The sequence below is a fragment of the Leifsonia sp. Y862 genome, assembly GCF_057669585.1.
On sequence record NZ_JBYHFR010000003.1, the window covers coordinates 517,539 to 536,011 of the forward strand.

Below are 18,473 nucleotides of genomic sequence, written 5' to 3' on the forward strand. Positions count from 1 at the left end.
AGCATTTCCCACGATCTCTCACCTGGAGGAAGTCATGAAACACAGCACACGATGGCTCACAACATTCGGCGCCATGGCAGCAATCAGCGCCCTCGCCCTCACCGGCTGCACCAGCGGTGACAGCGGCGGCGACGACACGTCAACCAGCGCCTCCGGCGAGCTCACCCCGGTGAAGCTGCAGCTGCAGTGGGTCGCACAGGCCCAGTTCGCCGGCTATTACGCCGCCGTTGACCAGGGCTTCTACGAAGACGAGGGCCTCGACGTCACCATCGTCGAGGGTGGCGCCGACATCGTCCCGCAGGATGCTCTGGCGGCCGGCGACGTCGACTACGCGATCTCCTGGGTGCCGAAGGTGCTCGGCTCGATCGAGCAGGGCGCCAACATCACCGATGTCGCCCAGATCTTCGAGCGCAGCGCCACCACGCAGATCTCGTTCAAGGACAAGAACATCACGACGCCGGCCGACCTTAAGGGCAAGAACGTCGGCAGCTGGGGCTACGGCAACGAGTGGGAGCTCTTCGCCGGCATGCAGAAGGAGGGTGTCGCAGTAGACGACATCTCGCTGGTCCAGCAGGCATTCGACATGAACGGGTTCCTCTCCGGCGACATCGATGCAGCGCAGGCCATGACGTACAACGAGTACGCGCAGGTGCTTGAGACCATCAACCCGGCAACGGGCGAGCTGTACCAGCCCGATGAACTCAACGTCATCAACTGGAACGACGTCGGAACGGCCATGCTGCAGGATGCCATCTGGGCCAACGCAGACAAGCTCGCCGAGGATGAGGCATACGCCGACCAGACGGTGAAGTTCATCAAGGCCTCCATCCTGGGCTGGATCTACGCCAGGGACAACGCGCAGGAGTCAGCCGACATCGTCGCTGGCGCCGGTTCAACGCTCCCAGCCGGCCACCAGCTGTGGATGACCAACGAGGTCAACAAGCTGATCTGGCCGTCCACCAACGGCATCGGCCTGATCGACGAGGCTGCATGGGTCAATACGGTCGACATCGCCATGAACACCAAGAACGAGACCGGCGCAACGATCATCACCGCAGACCCGCCCGCAACCGCATACTCCAACGAGTATGTGCAGAAGGCGCTCGACGAGCTCACCGCAGACGGAGTCGACGTCACCGGCGCCGACTTCACGCCGCTCACCGTCACCCTGAAGGAGGGCGGCGAGTAATCAGTCTCACCCATGGGTGGGCGGCCACGCGGCCGCCCACCCTGCACCACCAGCACGATCGCACGACCGGCTCGAAACCGAACAACCAGCATCATGCTCAGTGCACCATCCGCACCATCCGCACCATCCGCACCATGAACCATCTGAGAAAAGGACCACGATATTTGTGAATGACACCATGCCAGAATCCCCGGCCTCTGGCTCTGGCCAGGCTCTCGATGCACGAACAGTTGAGCTCGATCGGGCTCATGTCTTCCACTCCTGGTCCGCGCAGGCAGCGGCCGCGGTGCAGAACCCGCTCGTCATCGCAGGCGGCAGTGGATGCCGTGTCTGGGACCACGCCGGCCGCACCTACCTCGACTTCTCCAGCCAGCTGGTCAACGTGAACATCGGTCACCAGCATCCTGCCGTCATCAATGCGATCACCGAACAAGCGAAGACGCTGACCACGGTCGCACCTGCAACGGCCAACCTCGTGCGCGGCGAAGCAGCCAAGCGCATCGTTGACCGCGCCCCTGACGGCTTCAACAAGGTCTTCTTCACCAACGGCGGTGCGGATGCCAACGAGAACGCGATCAGGATGGCCAGACTCCACACCGGGCGCGACACGGTGCTGTCAACGTACCGGTCGTACCACGGCAACACCGGTGCGGCGATTGTCGCCACCGGGGACTGGCGCCGGATCCCCAACGAGTTCGCTCGCGGCCACGTGCACTTCTTCGGTCCATACCTCTACCGCAGCGAATTCTGGGCTGAGACTCCAGAGCAGGAGTCCGAGCGCGCGCTGCATCACCTCGAACGAGTGATCCAGAGCGAAGGAGCTACCTCCATCGCTGCCGTGCTGCTGGAATCGATTCCGGGAACGGCTGGCATCATGGTGCCGCCGCCCGGCTACCTGGCCGGAGTGCGTGAGCTCTGCGACCGCTACGGCATCATCCTCATCTTCGACGAGGTGATGGCCGGTTTCGGCCGCACGGGCCACTGGTTCGCCTTCGAGGAATTCGGGGTCACCCCCGACCTCATCACCTTTGCCAAGGGTGTGAACTCCGGATACGTGCCGACGGGTGGCGTCATCATCTCTGACGCCATCGCCGCCGACTTCGACAGCACCGTGTTCCCCGGCGGACTGACGTACAGCGGGCATCCGCTCGCCATGGCGTCCATCGTCGGCGCGCTCGACGCCATGGAGAGCGAGGGCATCGTCGAGAACGCGGCCCGCATCGGCCGTGACGTGCTCGCGCCGGGGCTCGCCGCCCTGCAGGAGAAGCACGAGATCATCGGCGACGTACGGGGCCTCGGTGTCTTCTGGGCTCTGGAACTCGTCGCCGACCGTGTCACCCGGGAACCGGTGAGCGCCGCGGTGATGGGCCGGATCAAGGCTGAACTGCTGTCGCGCAACCTGTTGCCATTTCTCCAGGACAACCGAATCCATGTCGTGCCGCCGTGCGTCGTCACCGACGCAGAGGTCGCTGAGGCCCTGGCGATCTACGACGAGGTTCTGAGCCTCGATCTCCTCACCCTCGCTGGTTGAGGAGGCCGCCAGGCCGTCTCGAAACCACTCCACGTAAGACCACAACACGCCGAACGTAACGAAAGAAGCACTCCCATGAACGACATCCCCACCCTCAGCCACTGGGTCAATGGCGCCTCACACGATGGCGCGTCCACTCGCACCTCTCCCGTGTTCAACCCGGCCACTGGCCGTGTTGCCAAGAATGTCCGCCTGGCCAGCACCGGCGACGTCGACACTGCTGTCGCCGCAGCCCATGCCGCGTTCCCCGGCTGGCGCGACACCTCACAGGCCAAGCGCCAGAGCATCATGTTCAACTTCCGCGAACTGTTGAATGCCCGCAAGGGCGAGCTCGCCGACATCCTCACCGCCGAACACGGCAAGGTGACCTCAGACGCGCTCGGCGAGATCGCTCGCGGTATCGAGGTCGTCGAGTTCGCGCTCGGCATGCCGCACCTGTCGAAGGGCGAGTTCTCCGAGAACGTCTCGACCGGCGTCGACGTGTACACGCTGCGCCAGCCGCTCGGCGTTGTCGGCATCATCAGCCCGTTCAACTTCCCCGCCATGGTGCCCATGTGGTTCTTCCCCATCGCTATCGCCGCCGGCAACACCGTCGTGCTGAAGCCCAGCGAGAAGGACCCGTCGGCCTCGAACTGGATGGCTGAGCTCTTTGCAGAGGCCGGTCTGCCCGACGGCGTCTTCAACGTCGTGCACGGCGACAAGGAAGCCGTCGACGCCCTGCTCGTGCACCCAGACGTGCAGTCGATCTCCTTCGTCGGCTCCACCCCGATCGCGCGTTACATCTACGAGGCCGCATCGAGCCACGGCAAGCGCGTGCAGGCCCTCGGCGGTGCCAAGAACCACATGCTGGTGCTGCCGGATGCCGACCTCGACCTGGCAGCGGATGCCGCAGTCAACGCCGGCTTCGGATCCGCCGGCGAGCGCTGCATGGCCATCAGCGTCATCCTGGCCGTTGAGCCTGTTGCCGACGAACTCGTCGCCAAGATCACCGAGCGGATGAGCGGCCTCAAGGTCGGCGACGGCATGCGCGGCTGCGACATGGGCCCGCTCATCACAGAGGCACACCGCGACAAGGTCGCCACGTACATCGACATCGCCCTCGAGGACGGCGCCGATGTCGTCGTCGACGGCCGCGGCATCGCGGTGGACGGCGAGGAGACAGGCTTCTGGCTCGGCCCGACGCTGTTCGACAGGGTGAGCCTCGACTCCGCGGTGTACCAGGACGAGATCTTCGGCCCTGTGCTCTCCGTCGTGCGAGTGGAGAGCTACACAGAGGGCCTCGACATCATCAACAACGGCCGGTATGGCAACGGCACGGCCATCTTCACCAACGACGGCGGCGCCGCACGGCGGTTCCAGAACGAGGTGCAGGTCGGCATGGTCGGCATCAACGTTCCGATTCCCGTGCCCGTCGCATACCACTCGTTCGGTGGCTGGAAGGATTCCTCCTTCGGTGACGCCAAGGCATACGGTCCAAGCGGCGTCGCCTTCTTCACCCGCGAGAAGGCTGTGACCAGCCGCTGGCTCGACCCGAGCCACGGCGGAATCAACCTCGGTTTCCCGCAGAACCACTAGCGCGGCATCCGCTCGCAGTCGTGACCCGCGAGGCCCGCCGGCCAACCGTGCAAACGCGGTTGGCCGGCAGGGCGCAGGAGCCCGGCGAGCCGCGGGATGTCGGCCCGATAACGTTCTTGTTGCCAACGCCTTGACCACTTTCAGCCCCGAGAGCAGGCTCGTACCACGCTGATTGGGCGCTCAGAGTGGAGGCATGGCAATGAGAAGACCACAGGGACGATTTGCCGTCCTGGCAGTCGCGTTGATCGCAACTGCCACACTATTGACAGGGTGCACGTCCGGCGGCTCGAGCGAATCGACGTCGAGCTCCTCCGGCGATGCCATCAAGATCGGGCTTCTCCTGCCCGAGACCAAGACTGCGCGATACGAGGCTTTTGACCGGCCACTCTTCGAGTCGAAGCTCACCTCCCTCGGAAACTTTGAGGTCATCTACGCCAACGCAGACCAGGATGCCGCCAAGCAGCAACAGCAGGCTGAATCCGCCCTCACCCAGGGTGTGAAGGTTCTCGTGCTCGACCCGGTCGATGCGGCCGCCGCAGCCAGTATCGTCGCTGAAGCCACGGCGCAGAACGTGCCCGTCATCTCCTATGACCGCCTGGTCACCAGCAAAGACCTCGCGTACTACATCTCCTTCGACAATGAGGAGGTGGGCGTGCTGCAGGGCACCGCGCTGGTCGAGAAGATGAAGGCCGACAACACGGTCAGTGGGCTCATCATGATCAACGGCTCACCCACCGACGGGAACGCCGCTCTCTTCAAGAAGGGCGCGCTGTCGGTGATCGAGCCGAGCGGAATCCCGATTCTGGCGTCGTATGACACCCCAGACTGGAGCCCGGACAAGGCCCAGGACTGGGCTGCTGGCCAGATCACCCAGTTCGGCACGGAGATCCAGGGGGTCTACGCGGCAAACGATGGCACAGCAGGTGGCGCGATTGCCGCCTACCAGGCGTCGGGCGTCACCCCCATCCCGCCCGTCACGGGGCAGGACGCGGAGCTGGCCGGTATTCAGCGCATTGTCGCCGGTACGCAATACATGACCGTGTACAAAGCGATCAAGGCTGAGGCTGAACAGGCTGCGCAGCTTGCCGCAGATCTCGCCAATGGCAAGACCCTGACAGGGGACACCACGGTGGACGGCGTTCAGGCCACCCTGCTGACACCGGTCGTGGTCACCGTCGACAACATCAAGGACACTGTCATCAAGGACGGCTTCTACACCGTGGAGCAGATCTGCACCCCGGACTACGCCGAAGCCTGCAAGACCGCCGGGCTTGAGTAGCCCAGGCGCACAACAAGCACACCACGCAGCATGAGATAACGGGCCGGAGTCCACCGACATGGTGGACTCCGGTCCGAACAGGCTTCCAGGAGTCATGATGAGCATGCCAGTCCCCGTTCCCCCAGTCGCTGTGCCGCGTGGCGAGCTGGTGCTCTCGCTTCGTGGCATCGATAAGAACTTCGGTGCCGTCCAGGCGCTGACCGACATCGACTTTGACATCTACAGCGGTGAAGTCGTCGCGATCGTAGGCGACAACGGTGCAGGCAAGTCGACGCTCGTCAAGATCCTGGCTGGCGTGCACCCGCAGGACGGTGGTGAAATCCGCACCAGTGAGAAGCAGGTGACGATCGCCAATCCGGCCGAGTCCGGCGCTCTTGGCATTGCCACCGTCTACCAGGACCTCGCGCTGTGCGACAACCTCGACGTGGTCGCCAATCTCTACCTCGGCCACGAGTTAAGGGGCGCTACTCTCAACGAGGTCGAGATGGAGAAGCGCTCCTGGAGCCTGCTCAAGCAGCTCTCGGCCAAGATCCCCTCTGTGCGCATCGCGGTTGCCTCGCTGTCTGGTGGGCAACGCCAGACCGTGGCGATCGCCAGGTCGCTCATCGGCGAACCGAAAATCGTGATCCTCGACGAACCAACGGCCGCCCTCGGCGTCGCACAAACCGCTGAGGTATTGAACCTCATCGAACGCCTGCGGGAGCGCGGGCTCGCCGTGGTGCTGATCAGCCACAACATGGCGGATGTCCAGGCTGTTGCCGACCGGGTAGTCGTGTTGCGACTTGGTCGGAACAACGGTGAGTTCAAGGTCGGTGAGGTCAGCTCAGAAGAGATCATTGCTGCCATTACAGGGGCAACAGACAACGCAGTCAGCAGGCGGGCCAGCGCACGAGCCGCAGAGGAGCCGAAACCATGACGATCCCGACAGCACCTGGCGCTCCAGACGCTCCAGAAGGGCCGAATCCATCCAGTGTCAACAAGGTGTCCAGCGTCAATGAGGAAGAGCCGCCGGCCGCGGTCGCCGCCGATCTTCAGGACGAGCGACTCGTCCAGTCTCACGGTATTCGCGGATCGCTCGCGGCCTTCCGGACCCGCATCCGAAGCGGTGACCTCGGATCGCTTCCCGTCATCGTCGGGCTCGTCGTCATCTGGATCGTCTTCCAGCTGATCAACCCAACGTTCCTCTCCAGTATCAACCTGGTGAACCTCACTCTGCAGTCCGCCGCGACAGGCACGATCGCCATTGGGGTTGTCCTTGTCCTGCTGCTCGGTGAAATCGACCTGTCGGTCGGCTCCGTCAGCGGGCTGGCCTCCGCAATCCTCGCCGTCGGATTCGTCACCCTTGGCTGGCCGCTGGCCATCGCCCTCCTGTCAGCCGTCATCGCTGGAATCCTGGTCGGACTGCTTTACGGCTTCCTCTATACCCGGTTCGGGGTGCCGAGCTTCGTGATCACATTGGCCGGTTTGCTCGGCTTCCTGGGGTTGCAGCTCTGGGTTCTCGGCGACACCGGCTCCATCAACATCCCGTTTGATTCCTGGATCGTCCAGTTCGCGCAGCAGTGGTTCCTCCCAGCCTGGTTGTCCTATGTGATCGTCGTGGTCGTCGTCGTGGCGTACGGGGCGCAGCTGTTCGTCACCGCGAGGAGCCGGGGGCGGGCAGACCTCTCTGAGATGACGATGACATCGATCATCGTGCGGTGCGTTGGCCTGCTGATCCTGCTCGGTGTGCCGGCTTGGTATCTCAACCAGGCCCGCGGCGTCGGGGTGATGTTCCTGTTCTTCCTGGCGCTTGTGGTGATCATGAACTTCTTCCTGACGCGCACCAAATGGGGGCGGTCAGTCTTCGCGGTCGGCGGGAATGTCGAGGCCGCCAGGCGCGCGGGTATCCGCGTCAACCGGATCTATGTATCGGTATTCGTGCTCTGTTCCACCTTCGCGGCAGTCGGCGGCATCCTGGCCGCTGCGCGGCTGGCGGCCGCCAATCAGGGCAGCGGTGGTGGCGACACCAACCTCAACGCGATCGCGGCTGCGGTCATCGGCGGTGCGAGCCTGTTCGGTGGTCGCGGCAGCGCGTTCTCCGCGCTGCTCGGCATCCTCGTCATCCAGTCCATCTCCAGCGGATTGACCCTGATGAACCTCGATTCGTCGGTGCGGTACATGGTCACCGGTGTCGTCCTGCTGCTCGCCGTGATCATCGACTCGCTCTCACGGCGAACGCGCGTCTCGCACGGCCGCGCCTAGCTGTCGACGCACGAGCGCAACGCCCTGCCCGCGACAGCGCGAAAGATCCTGCAGCTCGCGGGTTACCACCGGCAATCGAGCGCAGGGTGTGTGGCCTGAGCCGCTACTTATGCAGGAGCTTCACGACCAGTTGACCAAACTCGCAGCATCTGCTTGATTGACCGAATGAAGTCACCGAACCTTCGAATTGAGACTGTTGCCGTGCACGCCGGAATGGCGGGGGTCGGCGAATCCGGATCCCACGTTCCGACGATCGACCTGTCGACGACCAATCCGCTTCCCGACGTCGAGCGCGGCGGTGACTCGTACGAGAACCTGGCGACAGGCGGCGACCTCGGGCCGGGAGACTCCGCCGTCTATCAGCGACTGTGGCAGCCAGGGGTTGCGCGCCTCGAAGACGGCATCGCGGCACTCGAGGGCAGCGAGCGGGCAGTGGCATTCGCGACAGGGATGGCGGCGCTCAGTGCCTGCCTCATCGCATCCGTTTCTGCTGGCAAACCACACATCGTCGCGCTGCGACCGATCTACGGCGGGACGGACCACGTGCTCGACTCATCGCTGCTCGGCACAGAGGTGACCTGGGTCGATGAAGATGGCGTCGCTGCCGCGATTCGTCCGGACACCGGACTCGTGATCTTCGAGACCCCTGCCAACCCGACGCTTGAACTCATCGACATCAGCAGGGTCGTCGCGCAGGCGAATGGTGTACCGGTTTTGGTCGACAACACGTTCGCCACGCCCATCATGCAGCGCCCGATCGAACACGGGGCCACACTCGTGCTGCACAGCGCGACGAAGTACATCGGCGGGCACGGAGACGTCATGGGCGGCGTGATCGCCACCGATATGGAATGGACGCGGCGCCTGCGCGGGATTCGCGCCCTGACGGGTGGATTGCTGCATCCGTTTGCGGCATACCTGCTGCACAGGGGGCTGCGGACGCTGCCCGTGCGCGTCCGGGCGCAGCAAGCCACCGCTTTCGAGCTCGCCCGTCGGCTGGAGGGGCACCCAGCTCTCACGCGAGTTCTCTATCCGGGGCTGGAGGGCCAGGACCCCAGGGGATTGCTGGGGCGACAACTCGACGGCCCCGGTTCACTCATCACCCTTGAGCTCGCGGGCGGCTACGAGTCTGCCAGTCGGTTCGCCGAGTCGTGCACGCTCATCACCCACGCCGTCTCACTCGGCGGGGTGGATTCGCTGGTGCAACACCCGGCCTCACTCACGCACAGGCCCGTCGCCCCCGACGCCAGGCCAGGAGCCGGCATCGTCCGGCTGTCGATCGGCCTCGAACACGTCGACGACCTGGCCGACGACATTCTCTTCGCACTCGAGCAGGCGGCACGCTCGTCGGAGAATGCCCAGGACAGCGGCATCCTCCCCATGCTCAACCACATGGGCTAGCCGCACCGTTGCGGCGCAGTCCACACACAAGGACGGCCGCGCCGAGGGCGCGGCCGTCCTCCTTTCGGGTGACCCGACTATGCGTGCTCCACCAGTAACCCGGTTTCAGCCAGGTCTTCGCGCGGCAGACCGGACGCCACGCTCAGGATGAGCTCATCGAGCGTTGTGTTCGGGTGGAAGCCGACGAGAGCGCGTGCACGCGAGTTGTCTGGCACCCGGCGACGCATGTCTTCGTAGCCGTCGCCGTATGCCTGGTCGTATGGAATCAACTGGATGCTGCTCCGACTGCCGAGTACTTCGATGATTCGGCTGGCGAGGTCGAGAATCGATACCTCGAAGGTGCCGCCCAGGTTGTATGCCTGTCCAATCGCTGACGGCTCCTCTGCGATGCGCACCATGGCCGGCACCACATCAGTCACGAACGAGAAGCATCTGGTCTGCTGGCCATCCCCGAAGACGGTCAACGGATCACCGCGCAGTGCTTGAGCGACCAGGTTGGGCACAACCATGCCATACCGCCCGGTCTGGCGGGGCCCCACGGTGTTGAAGAGCCGCACAATCGCAACCCGCAACCCGAGCTCGCGCCAATACGCATGCGCGAATGCCTCATCGATCCCCTTGGCCGCCGCATACGTCCACCGCGACTTCAACGGTGAGCCCAGAATGCGGTCGGCATCCTCTGAGAGGCTGTCGGAGGTGTTCTTCCCGTAGATCTCACTGGTCGACGTGAGCAGCAGGCTGGCGCCGACTTCCAACGTCGCGTCGAGAACAACCTCTGTGCCATGAATGTTGGTGCGCAGGCTCTCGAGCGGATGGTCGACGATGTTCCGGACGCCGACTGCTGCGGCGAGGTGGAACACCCGGTCGGCACCGTGCATGACCTGTCTGACCGTTGCGCGATCACGGATGGACCCGATCACCACGTGCAGCCGAAGGTGGCCATTCACGGCGCGGAGGTTGTCGAGGGAACCGGTGGAGAGGTCATCGAGGACGGTCACATAGTCGCCGCGCTCCAGCAGGTGCTCGACGAGGTGCCCGCCAATGAAGCCGGCCCCTCCGGTTACTACAGTGTGCATGTCGTGGTTCTCCTGTCGAATCGACTCAACGGACATAGCCGTCGAGTTGTGTCTGCACGCCGCTACTGATGGCATTCGGTCCACCGAGGATCACGATCTTCGTTGGCTTGAGCCTGGTCAGTTCAGCGGCAATGACGGGCGGGATACTCGTGCTCGTGACGAGCAGGACCGTGCCGCCGTGGGTGCCGGCTACGGCGCCGCCTGACAGCGCATCGGGGAAGTCGCCCCCTGAAGCGATGTAGACGACCCCGCCGGTGCTGGACATTGAGCCGGAGACCGCCGCCGATGTCCCATACCGGTCAGATCCCGATGTCCTGCTCGTGGGAGCAATGGCGGTCAGCGCGGACTGGACGGCGTTGCTGATGGCGTCAGGACCACCGAGGACAACAATCTTCTTCGGCTTCAGCCTGTTCAGCTCAGCGACGATGACGGGTGGAACCGACGAGCCAGTGACGAGAAGCACCGGTCCCTTGTTGGCGCTCGCCGCGGCCGACCCAGAGAGGGCGTCGGGGAAGTTCGTGCCGGATGCCACGTAGGCGACCTCAACTCCCGTCGTGTAGTTCGCCGCCGACACTGCCGCCGATGTGGCGTACCGGTCAGCCCCTGACACCCTGCTTGTGGGCGCAACTGCTGTCAGTGCTGACTGGACCGCGTTCGACACTGCTTCCGGCCCCCCAAGGAGCACGATCTTCTGGGGCTTGAGCCTGTTCAGTTCGGCAGCGATGACGGGCGGGATCGACGTCTTCGTGACGAGGAGCACCGGTCCCTTCTCCCTGCCGGCGACGGCAGACCCTGAGAGGGCATCGGGGAAATCAGTGCCGGATGCGATGTACGCCACCGCAACCCCTGTCGCGAAGTTCGCGGCCGAGATGGCGGCTGACGTGCCGAAGCGGTCAGAGCCGGACAGTCGCGACGCCGTTGGCGTTGGCGGGGGAGTCGTGGTGGCCGCAACTACTGCAGCTGTGTTCACGCTCGATGCTGTCGCGCCGGTGTAGTCGGCCTTGGTGCCGGTGACGGCGACGGCGACGGGCTGGCCGATGTCGGCCGGTGTCGGGGTGTACGTAACGGCCGTTGCTCCGGCCACTGGTGCGCCGCCGACCCACCATTGATAGGCGAATATAACCGGTGCCGGTCCCCAGGCCCCAGGCTCGGCCGTCAGCACTGAACCCACTTTCGCGGTTCCGCTGATCGTCGGGATGGCAGGCACCACGGTGGGAATCGCGGCGGCGGTGACGGCGGCAGTTGCGGCGCTGGTCGTCGTCGCCGTGTCGTATCCGACCTTGGTTTCGGTCGCTGTCACCGTGATGGTCTTACCAACCTCTGCCGCAGTCAGTGTGTATGTCGTTGCGGTCGCACCCGTGATGGGAGCGCCGCCGGCAAACCACTGGTACGCGACGTTGTCCGCTGCAGGGACCCAGGGCGCGGTCGCGGCGGTGAGGACGGATCCGACCTGTGCGGTTCCGGTGATGGTGGGCGCCGATGTGGTCGTAAACGGAAGGCCAATAACGGGAGCGCCAACCGTGTTGTACATCGCGTAATCGTCGGTCGTGAGCGTGCCATTGCTGAACAGGCTGAGACCGAAGCTGATGGCCGCGGTGCCTGCCGGGATAGCTGGTGTGATCCACTCCGCTTGCGTGTACGTAGCGGATGCCGCGAACCATGGGCTGGCCGTGGCGTAGACGAGGCGACCGTTGATATCGATGTAGTACAGGGCGAACTGGGTTGGCACGTCAGACTTGTACCAGGCACGGAGTGAATAGGTTGCGCCGGCCGTCACACCTGGCGAGCAGGACGGTGACGTTTGCATTGCCTTCGCGTCCCCGTCCACTCGGTTGGCGACTGTAGCTGTGACCGCGACGGAGCCGGTGTGACCCGGCGTCACTGGCGCGAGCGTGGACGTGTTGTTTCCTGAGGGGTAGCTGCTCCAGCACTGGGGGAACCCGGCGGTTCCTGCTGTTTCGAGGCTCGGGTTCTGCACGCCGTTGACTCCGGCGCCGGGTGCCGGAAGAAGTACGAGCGGAGGGCCGGTGACCGTCGGCTTGACGGCTCCGCCGACCACCGCGTTGACCGTCTTCACGGTGTGGTTGGTTCCGTTCTCCCACTCTGCAAGCCAGGTGGTGAACTCACCGAACAGGGCGGGTGTGATCGCCAGCGACGGCGTGGCACCGTCGCACTGGTTCTCGCAGACGTGGTGGAAGGTCAACTGGACCCAATTGCCAGCCGTTGTGTTGTTGTCTGATGCCTGCGTCACGTAGCGCTGCAGGTCGGCCAGTGTCCATGTGGAGTCGACCTGGTCAGCTGCCTTCGTGAGGAAGGGGTCTGCCGGAGGTACGCTCTCGCCGAACGCGCAGTCAGCGCAGGTTCCGCCGGCTGCGGTTCGCAAGTCGCCGAGGCCACGCGCGCTGTTGTAGCCGCATTCTGCGGCAAGGGTCTCGACCGCGGGGTTCACTTCTGCGAACGGATACGCGAAGCTCGTGACGCTGTAGCCCCACTCCGTCAGTGCTACCCGGTCGTTGCAGATCTCACGTTTGGCGTCGGCTGTGGGCAGCGTGGGCAGATTTGGGTGGGTGACCGAGTGTCCGCCGATCTCGTTTCCGAGACCGGCGATCGTGGCGACATCCGCTTGGGTGAGATGCCCCGCCGATCCAACAAACCCGGTGGGAATGAAGAACGTGCCGGGGAGCGCCTTCGCCTTCATGGTCTGGGCGGCGGCCAGCTGATCTGCGTTGGCGTCGTCGAAGGTCAGCGAGACGACGGTGTCGCCGGCAGCTGCCTGGGCCGGCAAGGCGAATCCGACTGCCGCGCAGAGGGATGCCACGACGGCAAGCACTGTTCCAGAGGCGAGGAGCCTCAGCCGACGTTTGGCTCGTCTGGCCGAATGATGGCCGACCACCTCTGTCGAGGTTGAACCTGCAGCGGGGTGGTTGTGGACGAGTTTCATCGGGCTCTCCGTCGAATTCGGGTGGGGCGGGAAGTGGAGCAGGGAACGCACAGGTGTAGCAAGAAAACACACGGCGACAGGCGCCGCTCACTCAGAGGCGTACGGCCTGAGGGACACCGGTGAGGCGGAACGTCGTGTCGATGACCTCAGGCACACGATGCAGCCACGACAGGTCAACGGAGTCATGGTCGGTGTGGAGCACGACAACGTCGGCGTTAAAGCTCTGCGGATCGCCGACGCTGTCGAGGCCCCTACCGTTCGGGAGCGTGATCGCGGGGCACAGCGGGTCGTAGTACCCGACAATTGCCGCCTCGTCGATGAGCTCCTCGATGATCTCCAACGCGGGGGATTCCCGAACGTCCTCAACGTTTGGCTTGTAGGCGACGCCCACAACCAGCACGCGTATTCCCGCTATGCCCCTGCTGTGGCCGGAGAGAACCTGTCGCACCCGATCCACAACTCGACGTGGCCGCGCGGCGATCGCCGTCATAGCCTGTTCGATGATCGGGGCGCCCAGTCGTGCCTTGTGAAGCTGCCACAGCAGGTAGTGCGGGTCGCACGGAATGCAGTGGCCGCCGACGCCGGGCCCCGGATAGAACGGCATGAACCCATAGGGCTTGGTGGCCGCCGCGTCGATGACGTCGACGACGTCGAGCCCGAGGGCCCGGCAGACGTCGGCCAGCTCATTGGCCAGGGCGATGTTGACGGCCCTGAAGATGTTCTCGGTGAGCTTTGTCATCTCCGCGGCCTCCATCGAGCCAACGGTGTGCACGAGCTTGACGTATGCGCCGAGTACCGCGCCGGCTGATTCGGAACAGGCTGGTGTTGCGCCTCCCACGACACGTGGGACGTCTTCATGCGCGAATCCGTCGCTCCCAGGGTTGATGCGCTCGGGGCTGAAGGCAACGAAGAGGTCGACGCCGGCGATGAGGCCGCGGTCTGCGAGCGGGCCGAGGATCATGTCCCTGGTGCTCCCGACGTACGTCGTGGAGGTCAGGATGATGGTCTGGCCGGGGACGGCGTGCTCGACAACGCTCGCGCATGCTGCCCGCAGGATCGCCAGGTCCGGCACCAGATACGTGTCAACCGGGGTCGGCACACACACGATCACGGCCGCGGCATTGCGCAGCATGGACAGGTCGCTCGACATCTCGAACGACGGATCGTCGAGGGCGCGAGCCAGTCGCTCCCTGTCTTCGCTCAGCAGGTCGGCGCGGTCTTCCCTGATGGTCGCGAGGCGTTTCTCGCTCACGTCGAGACCGAGAACGCGTGAGCCGCGTTCGCTGAATGCAAGGGAGGTTGGAAGGCCGACATATCCCAGTCCGAGGATGGCAACGTCGAAGGCGAACGGGGTTTCCGTGGCATCGGAATCGCCCGCGAACCGGGTCTCTGTTGTGGGGAACCAATTGCGCGGGCGCACTGTGGTGAATTCCGAAGTCTGAATGACCATGGGGGATCTACCTTGTCTAGGAGTGCTCATGTCACACCGGGATTCGGGTTCCAGATAAATGAGCAATCCTTAGTTGTGCGATGAAAAGTACCACCGGCCACCACGGCCACCCAGTGGGAAAATTACCCCCACAACGGGGGGTTGGGGTAGGCGGTACTGGTCTTAAGCTGGTCAAACATGACCCCGGCCCCCACGGAGTTTCGGCGGTCCGACCGGGAGTAACAGGCCATGAGGGGCAGACAATGACCGTTCTCCTGCTGGTGCTGACCCTGGGGGTGAGCACCACCTTCTGGTTGGTCGTTGGGGGGCTCCGTTTCCTCGCAGAGCACACGTTCCTCGGGGGGCCGAGCGCAGCGATTCCGGGTGAAGCGGATGCTGTCCACGGCGCCCACGCCGCTCATGCGATCCAGGGCGCGATTCCGACGCCGGCGGAGGTCGCCGTCATCGTTGCCGCGCACAACGAAGCTCTGGTGATCGGGGACACTATTCGCTCGGCAGTCGCCCTGGTTCCGCTGGAGAACATCCATGTCATCTCGGATGGATCGAGCGACGATACGGCAGAGGTCGCGCGGGAGGCCGGCGCGCAGGTGCTTGAGCTCAACCCAAACAGGGGCAAGGCGGGAGCGCTGGTTGCCGGTATCGAGCATTTCGAACTCGGTACCCGGTTTGAAGTCGTGCTCCTGCTGGACGCGGATACCCGGCTCTCTCCCAATTACCTGACCACAGGCCTGCCGTCGTTCGCCGATCCGACCGTGGTGGCCGTTGCCGGGAGGGTGAGCACGATGGAAAGGCCGCATCCGTCGACCCTGCTCGGCCGTTTTCTGGTGGCCTACCGGGAGCGTCTCTACGTCATCGTGCAGCTCATGCTGAAATACGGACAAGCCGCCAAGCGCGTCAACGCCATCTCGATCGTGCCCGGCTTCGCCAGCATGTATCGGGCGAACGTGCTGTCGAAGATCGACATCGGAGCACCTGGCCTCGTGATCGAAGACTTCAACATGACGTTTGAGATCCACGACAAGCAGCTCGGTCGCATTGCCTTTCATCCGCAGTCGGCTGTGGCGTACACCCAGGATCCAGATCAGCTGCCCGAATACGTGAAGCAGGTGAATCGGTGGACGCTGGGCTTCTGGCAGACCGTGCGCCGGCACCACTTTCGGGCTCGCACCTTCTGGGTGGCGCTGGGGCTGCACATCGTCGAACTGATCACGAGCAGCGTCATGTTGATTCTGCTGGTTCCGCTGCTGCTGCTCACGCTGACCGCCGGAATACTGGCGGATGTCGCGGCCAATCCCAGTGAGACGCTGGTGTGGTTCTCGCACGTGTTGAAGCCTGAGCATGTGTTGATCGGGGTGATCCTGCCCGACTACATCCTCACCGCCGTCACCGCACTCATTCTGAAGCGGCCCCTCTACCTCTTGTATGGCATCTTCTTCCCGCTCATGCGAGTCGTTGACGCGTGGATCTGCCTGCGGTCGCTGCCGCGTGCGTGGTACGCCCGCTCGTCTGGGGTGTGGACGAGCCCGGTGCGGCGGGCATCGTCGTAGCCGAGGCGTCGAGGCTCGGCTAGTTCGTGATTCCACTCGTCGTGACGACGTTGAGCCAGGGGCCTGGGGGCACGTCGGACGCCTCAACGAACTGCCAGCTGACGACGTCATTCTCGCCATTGAGGTCACGGAAGCCAAGGCATCCGTTCAAAGCCGGGGAGACATCCATGCCGGCGCCGTTGAACTCGGTATTGGCCGGCCGCGCGTCGGTGCTGCCGAACACGTACGCGACGTCGTTGTACTGGCCGGGACCCGCGTCCTGTATCTGTCCGTAACACGTCTGGTTGCCGAGGGTAATGCGAACCCAGCGGTTCTTCATGTACGAAAATGAGCTGTCGGTTTCGTGCCCCGCATAGCCGGGGTCGCCGGCCCAGGGGATGGTGGTGCTCCGGCTCGCGAAGGCCGCCGCATTGTTCAGGTCGTCATACGGCAGGTCGAGGTAGAACGGGTTCTGCCGGGGCGTCATGGCCGTTGGAAAGTAGCCATTGGCTGCTGTCCTGGCCTCTGTCTGGCATCCGCCGGCCGTGGTGATCCCATCGCAGCCGCCGTAATTCGCGAACCATGAGCCGTCGTAGGTGGACAGCATCTGGCTGCCATCGCTGGCGCTCGGGTCGAAGATCTCGCCCACCCAGAATGTGGTGGCCACGATGCCGGTGTGCACCGGGTAGATGCGGCTCGCGCTCACTGCGGGCTCAGGGGTTGGCTGGTTCGGTGTGGCAGTGCCGGGGGTCGGGGTCTGGGTGGGGCTCTGGGGCGGAGCGGGGCTGGCGCTCGTCTGCGGCAGAGTCTCGCTGGGTGACGCGGTCGGAGCCTCTGTCTCCGCTTCTGGCGTCGTGGCACTCCTCGTCAAGGCAGACGTGATGCCGAGCGTGAGAGCGACGACCATCGCAACAGCAAGCACCGCGCCAGCGATGGCGGGCAGCGGATGCCGACGCAGCCAACCAAAGAGCGGTCCCATGCACCTACCTCATCCTGTTGGCAGCCATCCGGCTTCGCTGATGAATCTAGGTTCTTCCGCGTGGAGTGGCAATGGCCGCTCAGGGCGCTGGCACCGTATGTTCAGCCTGGACCGCGGCGGCGCGGGCCTGGAGGGCGCGCACGACAGTGCGCACCGCCAGACGCTCGGCCTTGTCTGGTCGCATCAAGGCGACGATCTGGCGCTCTGAACTGACCCCGCGCAACGGCTTCAGCACGATCTTGCCTGGCTGGCTCCCGCCCGACGTGTACCGAGGGACCAGCGCGATGCCGAGCCCGGCCATGATGAAGGCCTCGATGATGCGCATGTCGGAGAACCGTTGCGACACGGTGACGCGTGTGCCTGCCAGTTGCTCGACCTCGTGCAGGATTCGCTGGAAGGGGAACCCGTCGGGGACACCGATCCAGGTTTCGCCCGCTACATCCGCTGAATTCACCCAGGCGCGAGCGGCCAGCCTGTGATCGGCCGGCAGTCCAACGTCGAGTGGCTCTGTCATGAGCGGGATGACGGCCAGCCCCCTCCCGCCCCAGCTCAGATGTCCGCTCATGCTGTGCGCGAGCACGATGTCGAAGTCGGAGGTGAGGGCGGGGAAGTCGGCGAGTTCCGGATCCTGGTCTGTGCAGTGGACGATCAGGTCAGAGGTCGCTGCCAGGTCGTTCAGGACGCCGGGAAGCAGCATCTGCCCTGCGGTCGGAAAGGTGACGAGACTGACTTCGCCGGTGGCATGGTTGCGGAACTCGTCCCACAGTGCCGTTGCGCGTTCGCGGGCAACGGCCACATCGGTCGCGCTCCTGGCCAGCGCGCGACCGGCATCCGTGAGAACGAGGCCTCGACCTGCCCGCTCTGTAAGGGGAACACCGGCCTCGCGCTCAAGCACCTTGAGCTGCTGCGACACCGCTGACACCGTGCGGTGGGTAGCGCGGGCGACCTCGGTGACCGTGCCGCGCTCAGAGAGCTCACGCAGTAGCTCGAGGCGTTGTACATCCATGTAGCCAAGCTACACAATGAGTGCAAAATAATTCGATTGTCGTAAACAGTTGTTGCTGCTCAAATAAGAGGGATGCGCCGAGAACCCTCGACATGCGCAGACTTCTGAAAGGCATTCTCGTGGTTGTTTTCTTCTCGGCCCTCGGCCTCATCGCTGTTGCAGCAATCGTTCTCAGCGTCATTGAAGTGAGCAAAGACGGCTACCGAGCTGCCCCTGAGCGTCCCCTCGTTCGCATCTACTAGCCGAGATTGCGCCGGGTCTTCGATTCTGTGGCGATGC

At 64.3% G+C, this 18,473-nt stretch carries 14 protein-coding genes; 9 read left to right on the forward strand and 5 right to left on the reverse strand.

What is annotated here, in order from left to right:
- The first annotated feature begins 34 nt into the window (after positions 1-34).
- The 7 genes from AC25Z0_RS16700 to AC25Z0_RS16730 all read left to right on the forward strand — a co-directional run bounded on the left by AC25Z0_RS16700 (position 35) and on the right by AC25Z0_RS16730 (position 9,216).
- Positions 35-1,189 carry an ABC transporter substrate-binding protein gene (locus AC25Z0_RS16700; protein WP_488133905.1) on the forward strand — a complete coding sequence of 385 codons (1,155 nt, stop codon included), beginning with the start codon at positions 35-37 and terminating at the stop codon, positions 1,187-1,189.
- Positions 1,190-1,367: 178 nt separating this feature from the next.
- Positions 1,368-2,720 carry an aminotransferase class III-fold pyridoxal phosphate-dependent enzyme gene (locus AC25Z0_RS16705; RefSeq protein ID WP_488133906.1) on the forward strand — a complete coding sequence of 451 codons (1,353 nt, stop codon included), beginning with the start codon at positions 1,368-1,370 and terminating at the stop codon, positions 2,718-2,720.
- A gap of 75 nt (positions 2,721-2,795) precedes the next feature.
- The gene (locus AC25Z0_RS16710; protein WP_488133907.1) at positions 2,796-4,295 is read left to right on the forward strand and encodes a CoA-acylating methylmalonate-semialdehyde dehydrogenase; all 1,500 of its coding nucleotides are present in this window, start codon (positions 2,796-2,798) and stop codon (positions 4,293-4,295) included.
- A gap of 193 nt (positions 4,296-4,488) precedes the next feature.
- The gene (locus AC25Z0_RS16715) at positions 4,489-5,574 is read left to right on the forward strand and encodes a sugar ABC transporter substrate-binding protein (RefSeq protein ID WP_488121224.1); all 1,086 of its coding nucleotides are present in this window, start codon (positions 4,489-4,491) and stop codon (positions 5,572-5,574) included.
- Positions 5,575-5,668: 94 nt separating this feature from the next.
- Positions 5,669-6,490: an ATP-binding cassette domain-containing protein gene (locus AC25Z0_RS16720; RefSeq protein ID WP_488121225.1), complete on the forward strand. Its 822-nt coding sequence runs from the start codon at positions 5,669-5,671 to the stop codon at positions 6,488-6,490.
- A complete protein-coding gene (locus tag AC25Z0_RS16725; RefSeq protein ID WP_488133908.1) occupies positions 6,487-7,815 on the forward strand; it encodes a sugar ABC transporter permease in 1,329 nt (442 codons plus the stop codon). The genes AC25Z0_RS16720 and AC25Z0_RS16725 overlap by 4 nt, the downstream gene beginning before the upstream one ends.
- A gap of 165 nt (positions 7,816-7,980) precedes the next feature.
- Complete coding sequence (locus tag AC25Z0_RS16730; RefSeq protein WP_488121227.1) at positions 7,981-9,216, forward strand: trans-sulfuration enzyme family protein; 1,236 nt, start codon at positions 7,981-7,983, stop codon at positions 9,214-9,216.
- A gap of 77 nt (positions 9,217-9,293) precedes the next feature.
- On the opposite strand, the gene AC25Z0_RS16735 is transcribed toward AC25Z0_RS16730, so the two are convergent.
- The 3 genes from AC25Z0_RS16735 to AC25Z0_RS16745 all read right to left on the reverse strand — a co-directional run bounded on the left by AC25Z0_RS16735 (position 9,294) and on the right by AC25Z0_RS16745 (position 14,683).
- A complete protein-coding gene (locus tag AC25Z0_RS16735) occupies positions 9,294-10,292 on the reverse strand; it encodes an NAD-dependent epimerase/dehydratase family protein (protein ID WP_488121228.1) in 999 nt (332 codons plus the stop codon).
- A gap of 25 nt (positions 10,293-10,317) precedes the next feature.
- Positions 10,318-13,233, reverse strand: a complete 2,916-nt coding sequence (locus tag AC25Z0_RS16740) for a cell wall-binding repeat-containing protein (protein WP_488133909.1) — start codon at positions 13,231-13,233, stop codon at positions 10,318-10,320.
- 91 nt (positions 13,234-13,324) lie between these two features.
- Positions 13,325-14,683, reverse strand: a complete 1,359-nt coding sequence (locus tag AC25Z0_RS16745) for a nucleotide sugar dehydrogenase (protein ID WP_488121230.1) — start codon at positions 14,681-14,683, stop codon at positions 13,325-13,327.
- 242 nt (positions 14,684-14,925) lie between these two features.
- Here AC25Z0_RS16745 and AC25Z0_RS16750 point away from each other — a divergent pair, with 242 nt between their 5' ends.
- Positions 14,926-16,230 carry a glycosyltransferase family 2 protein gene (locus AC25Z0_RS16750; protein ID WP_488121231.1) on the forward strand — a complete coding sequence of 435 codons (1,305 nt, stop codon included), beginning with the start codon at positions 14,926-14,928 and terminating at the stop codon, positions 16,228-16,230.
- A gap of 19 nt (positions 16,231-16,249) precedes the next feature.
- Here the strand turns inward: AC25Z0_RS16750 and AC25Z0_RS16755 are convergent, their stop codons facing one another.
- Together AC25Z0_RS16755 and AC25Z0_RS16760 are read right to left on the reverse strand one after the other, a co-directional pair.
- Entirely contained in the window at positions 16,250-17,188 is a 939-nt protein-coding gene (locus AC25Z0_RS16755) for a hypothetical protein (protein WP_488121232.1), read from the reverse strand.
- 79 nt (positions 17,189-17,267) lie between these two features.
- Positions 17,268-18,194, reverse strand: coding sequence for a LysR family transcriptional regulator (locus AC25Z0_RS16760; RefSeq protein WP_488133910.1), 927 nt, complete (start codon positions 18,192-18,194; stop codon positions 17,268-17,270).
- A gap of 92 nt (positions 18,195-18,286) precedes the next feature.
- Between AC25Z0_RS16760 and AC25Z0_RS16765 the strand changes: the two genes are divergently transcribed.
- Complete coding sequence (locus AC25Z0_RS16765) at positions 18,287-18,436, forward strand: hypothetical protein (protein WP_488133911.1); 150 nt, start codon at positions 18,287-18,289, stop codon at positions 18,434-18,436.
- The last annotated feature ends 37 nt before the right edge of the window (positions 18,437-18,473 follow it).

Bases quoted from the DNA above. Each gene is read 5' to 3' on its own strand.
- AC25Z0_RS16700 (WP_488133905.1), top strand. From the start codon at position 35: ATGAAACACAGCACACGATGGCTCACAACATTCGGCGCCATGGCAGCA.
- AC25Z0_RS16705 (WP_488133906.1), top strand. From the start codon at position 1,368: ATGCCAGAATCCCCGGCCTCTGGCTCTGGCCAGGCTCTCGATGCACGA.
- AC25Z0_RS16710 (WP_488133907.1), top strand. From the start codon at position 2,796: ATGAACGACATCCCCACCCTCAGCCACTGGGTCAATGGCGCCTCACAC.
- AC25Z0_RS16715 (WP_488121224.1), top strand. From the start codon at position 4,489: ATGGCAATGAGAAGACCACAGGGACGATTTGCCGTCCTGGCAGTCGCG.
- AC25Z0_RS16720 (WP_488121225.1), top strand. From the start codon at position 5,669: ATGATGAGCATGCCAGTCCCCGTTCCCCCAGTCGCTGTGCCGCGTGGC.
- AC25Z0_RS16725 (WP_488133908.1), top strand. From the start codon at position 6,487: ATGACGATCCCGACAGCACCTGGCGCTCCAGACGCTCCAGAAGGGCCG.
- AC25Z0_RS16730 (WP_488121227.1), top strand. From the start codon at position 7,981: ATGAAGTCACCGAACCTTCGAATTGAGACTGTTGCCGTGCACGCCGGA.
- AC25Z0_RS16735 (WP_488121228.1), bottom strand. From the start codon at position 10,292: ATGCACACTGTAGTAACCGGAGGGGCCGGCTTCATTGGCGGGCACCTC.
- AC25Z0_RS16740 (WP_488133909.1), bottom strand. From the start codon at position 13,233: ATGAAACTCGTCCACAACCACCCCGCTGCAGGTTCAACCTCGACAGAG.
- AC25Z0_RS16745 (WP_488121230.1), bottom strand. From the start codon at position 14,683: ATGGTCATTCAGACTTCGGAATTCACCACAGTGCGCCCGCGCAATTGG.
- AC25Z0_RS16750 (WP_488121231.1), top strand. From the start codon at position 14,926: ATGACCGTTCTCCTGCTGGTGCTGACCCTGGGGGTGAGCACCACCTTC.
- AC25Z0_RS16755 (WP_488121232.1), bottom strand. From the start codon at position 17,188: ATGGGACCGCTCTTTGGTTGGCTGCGTCGGCATCCGCTGCCCGCCATC.
- AC25Z0_RS16760 (WP_488133910.1), bottom strand. From the start codon at position 18,194: ATGGATGTACAACGCCTCGAGCTACTGCGTGAGCTCTCTGAGCGCGGC.
- AC25Z0_RS16765 (WP_488133911.1), top strand. From the start codon at position 18,287: ATGCGCAGACTTCTGAAAGGCATTCTCGTGGTTGTTTTCTTCTCGGCC.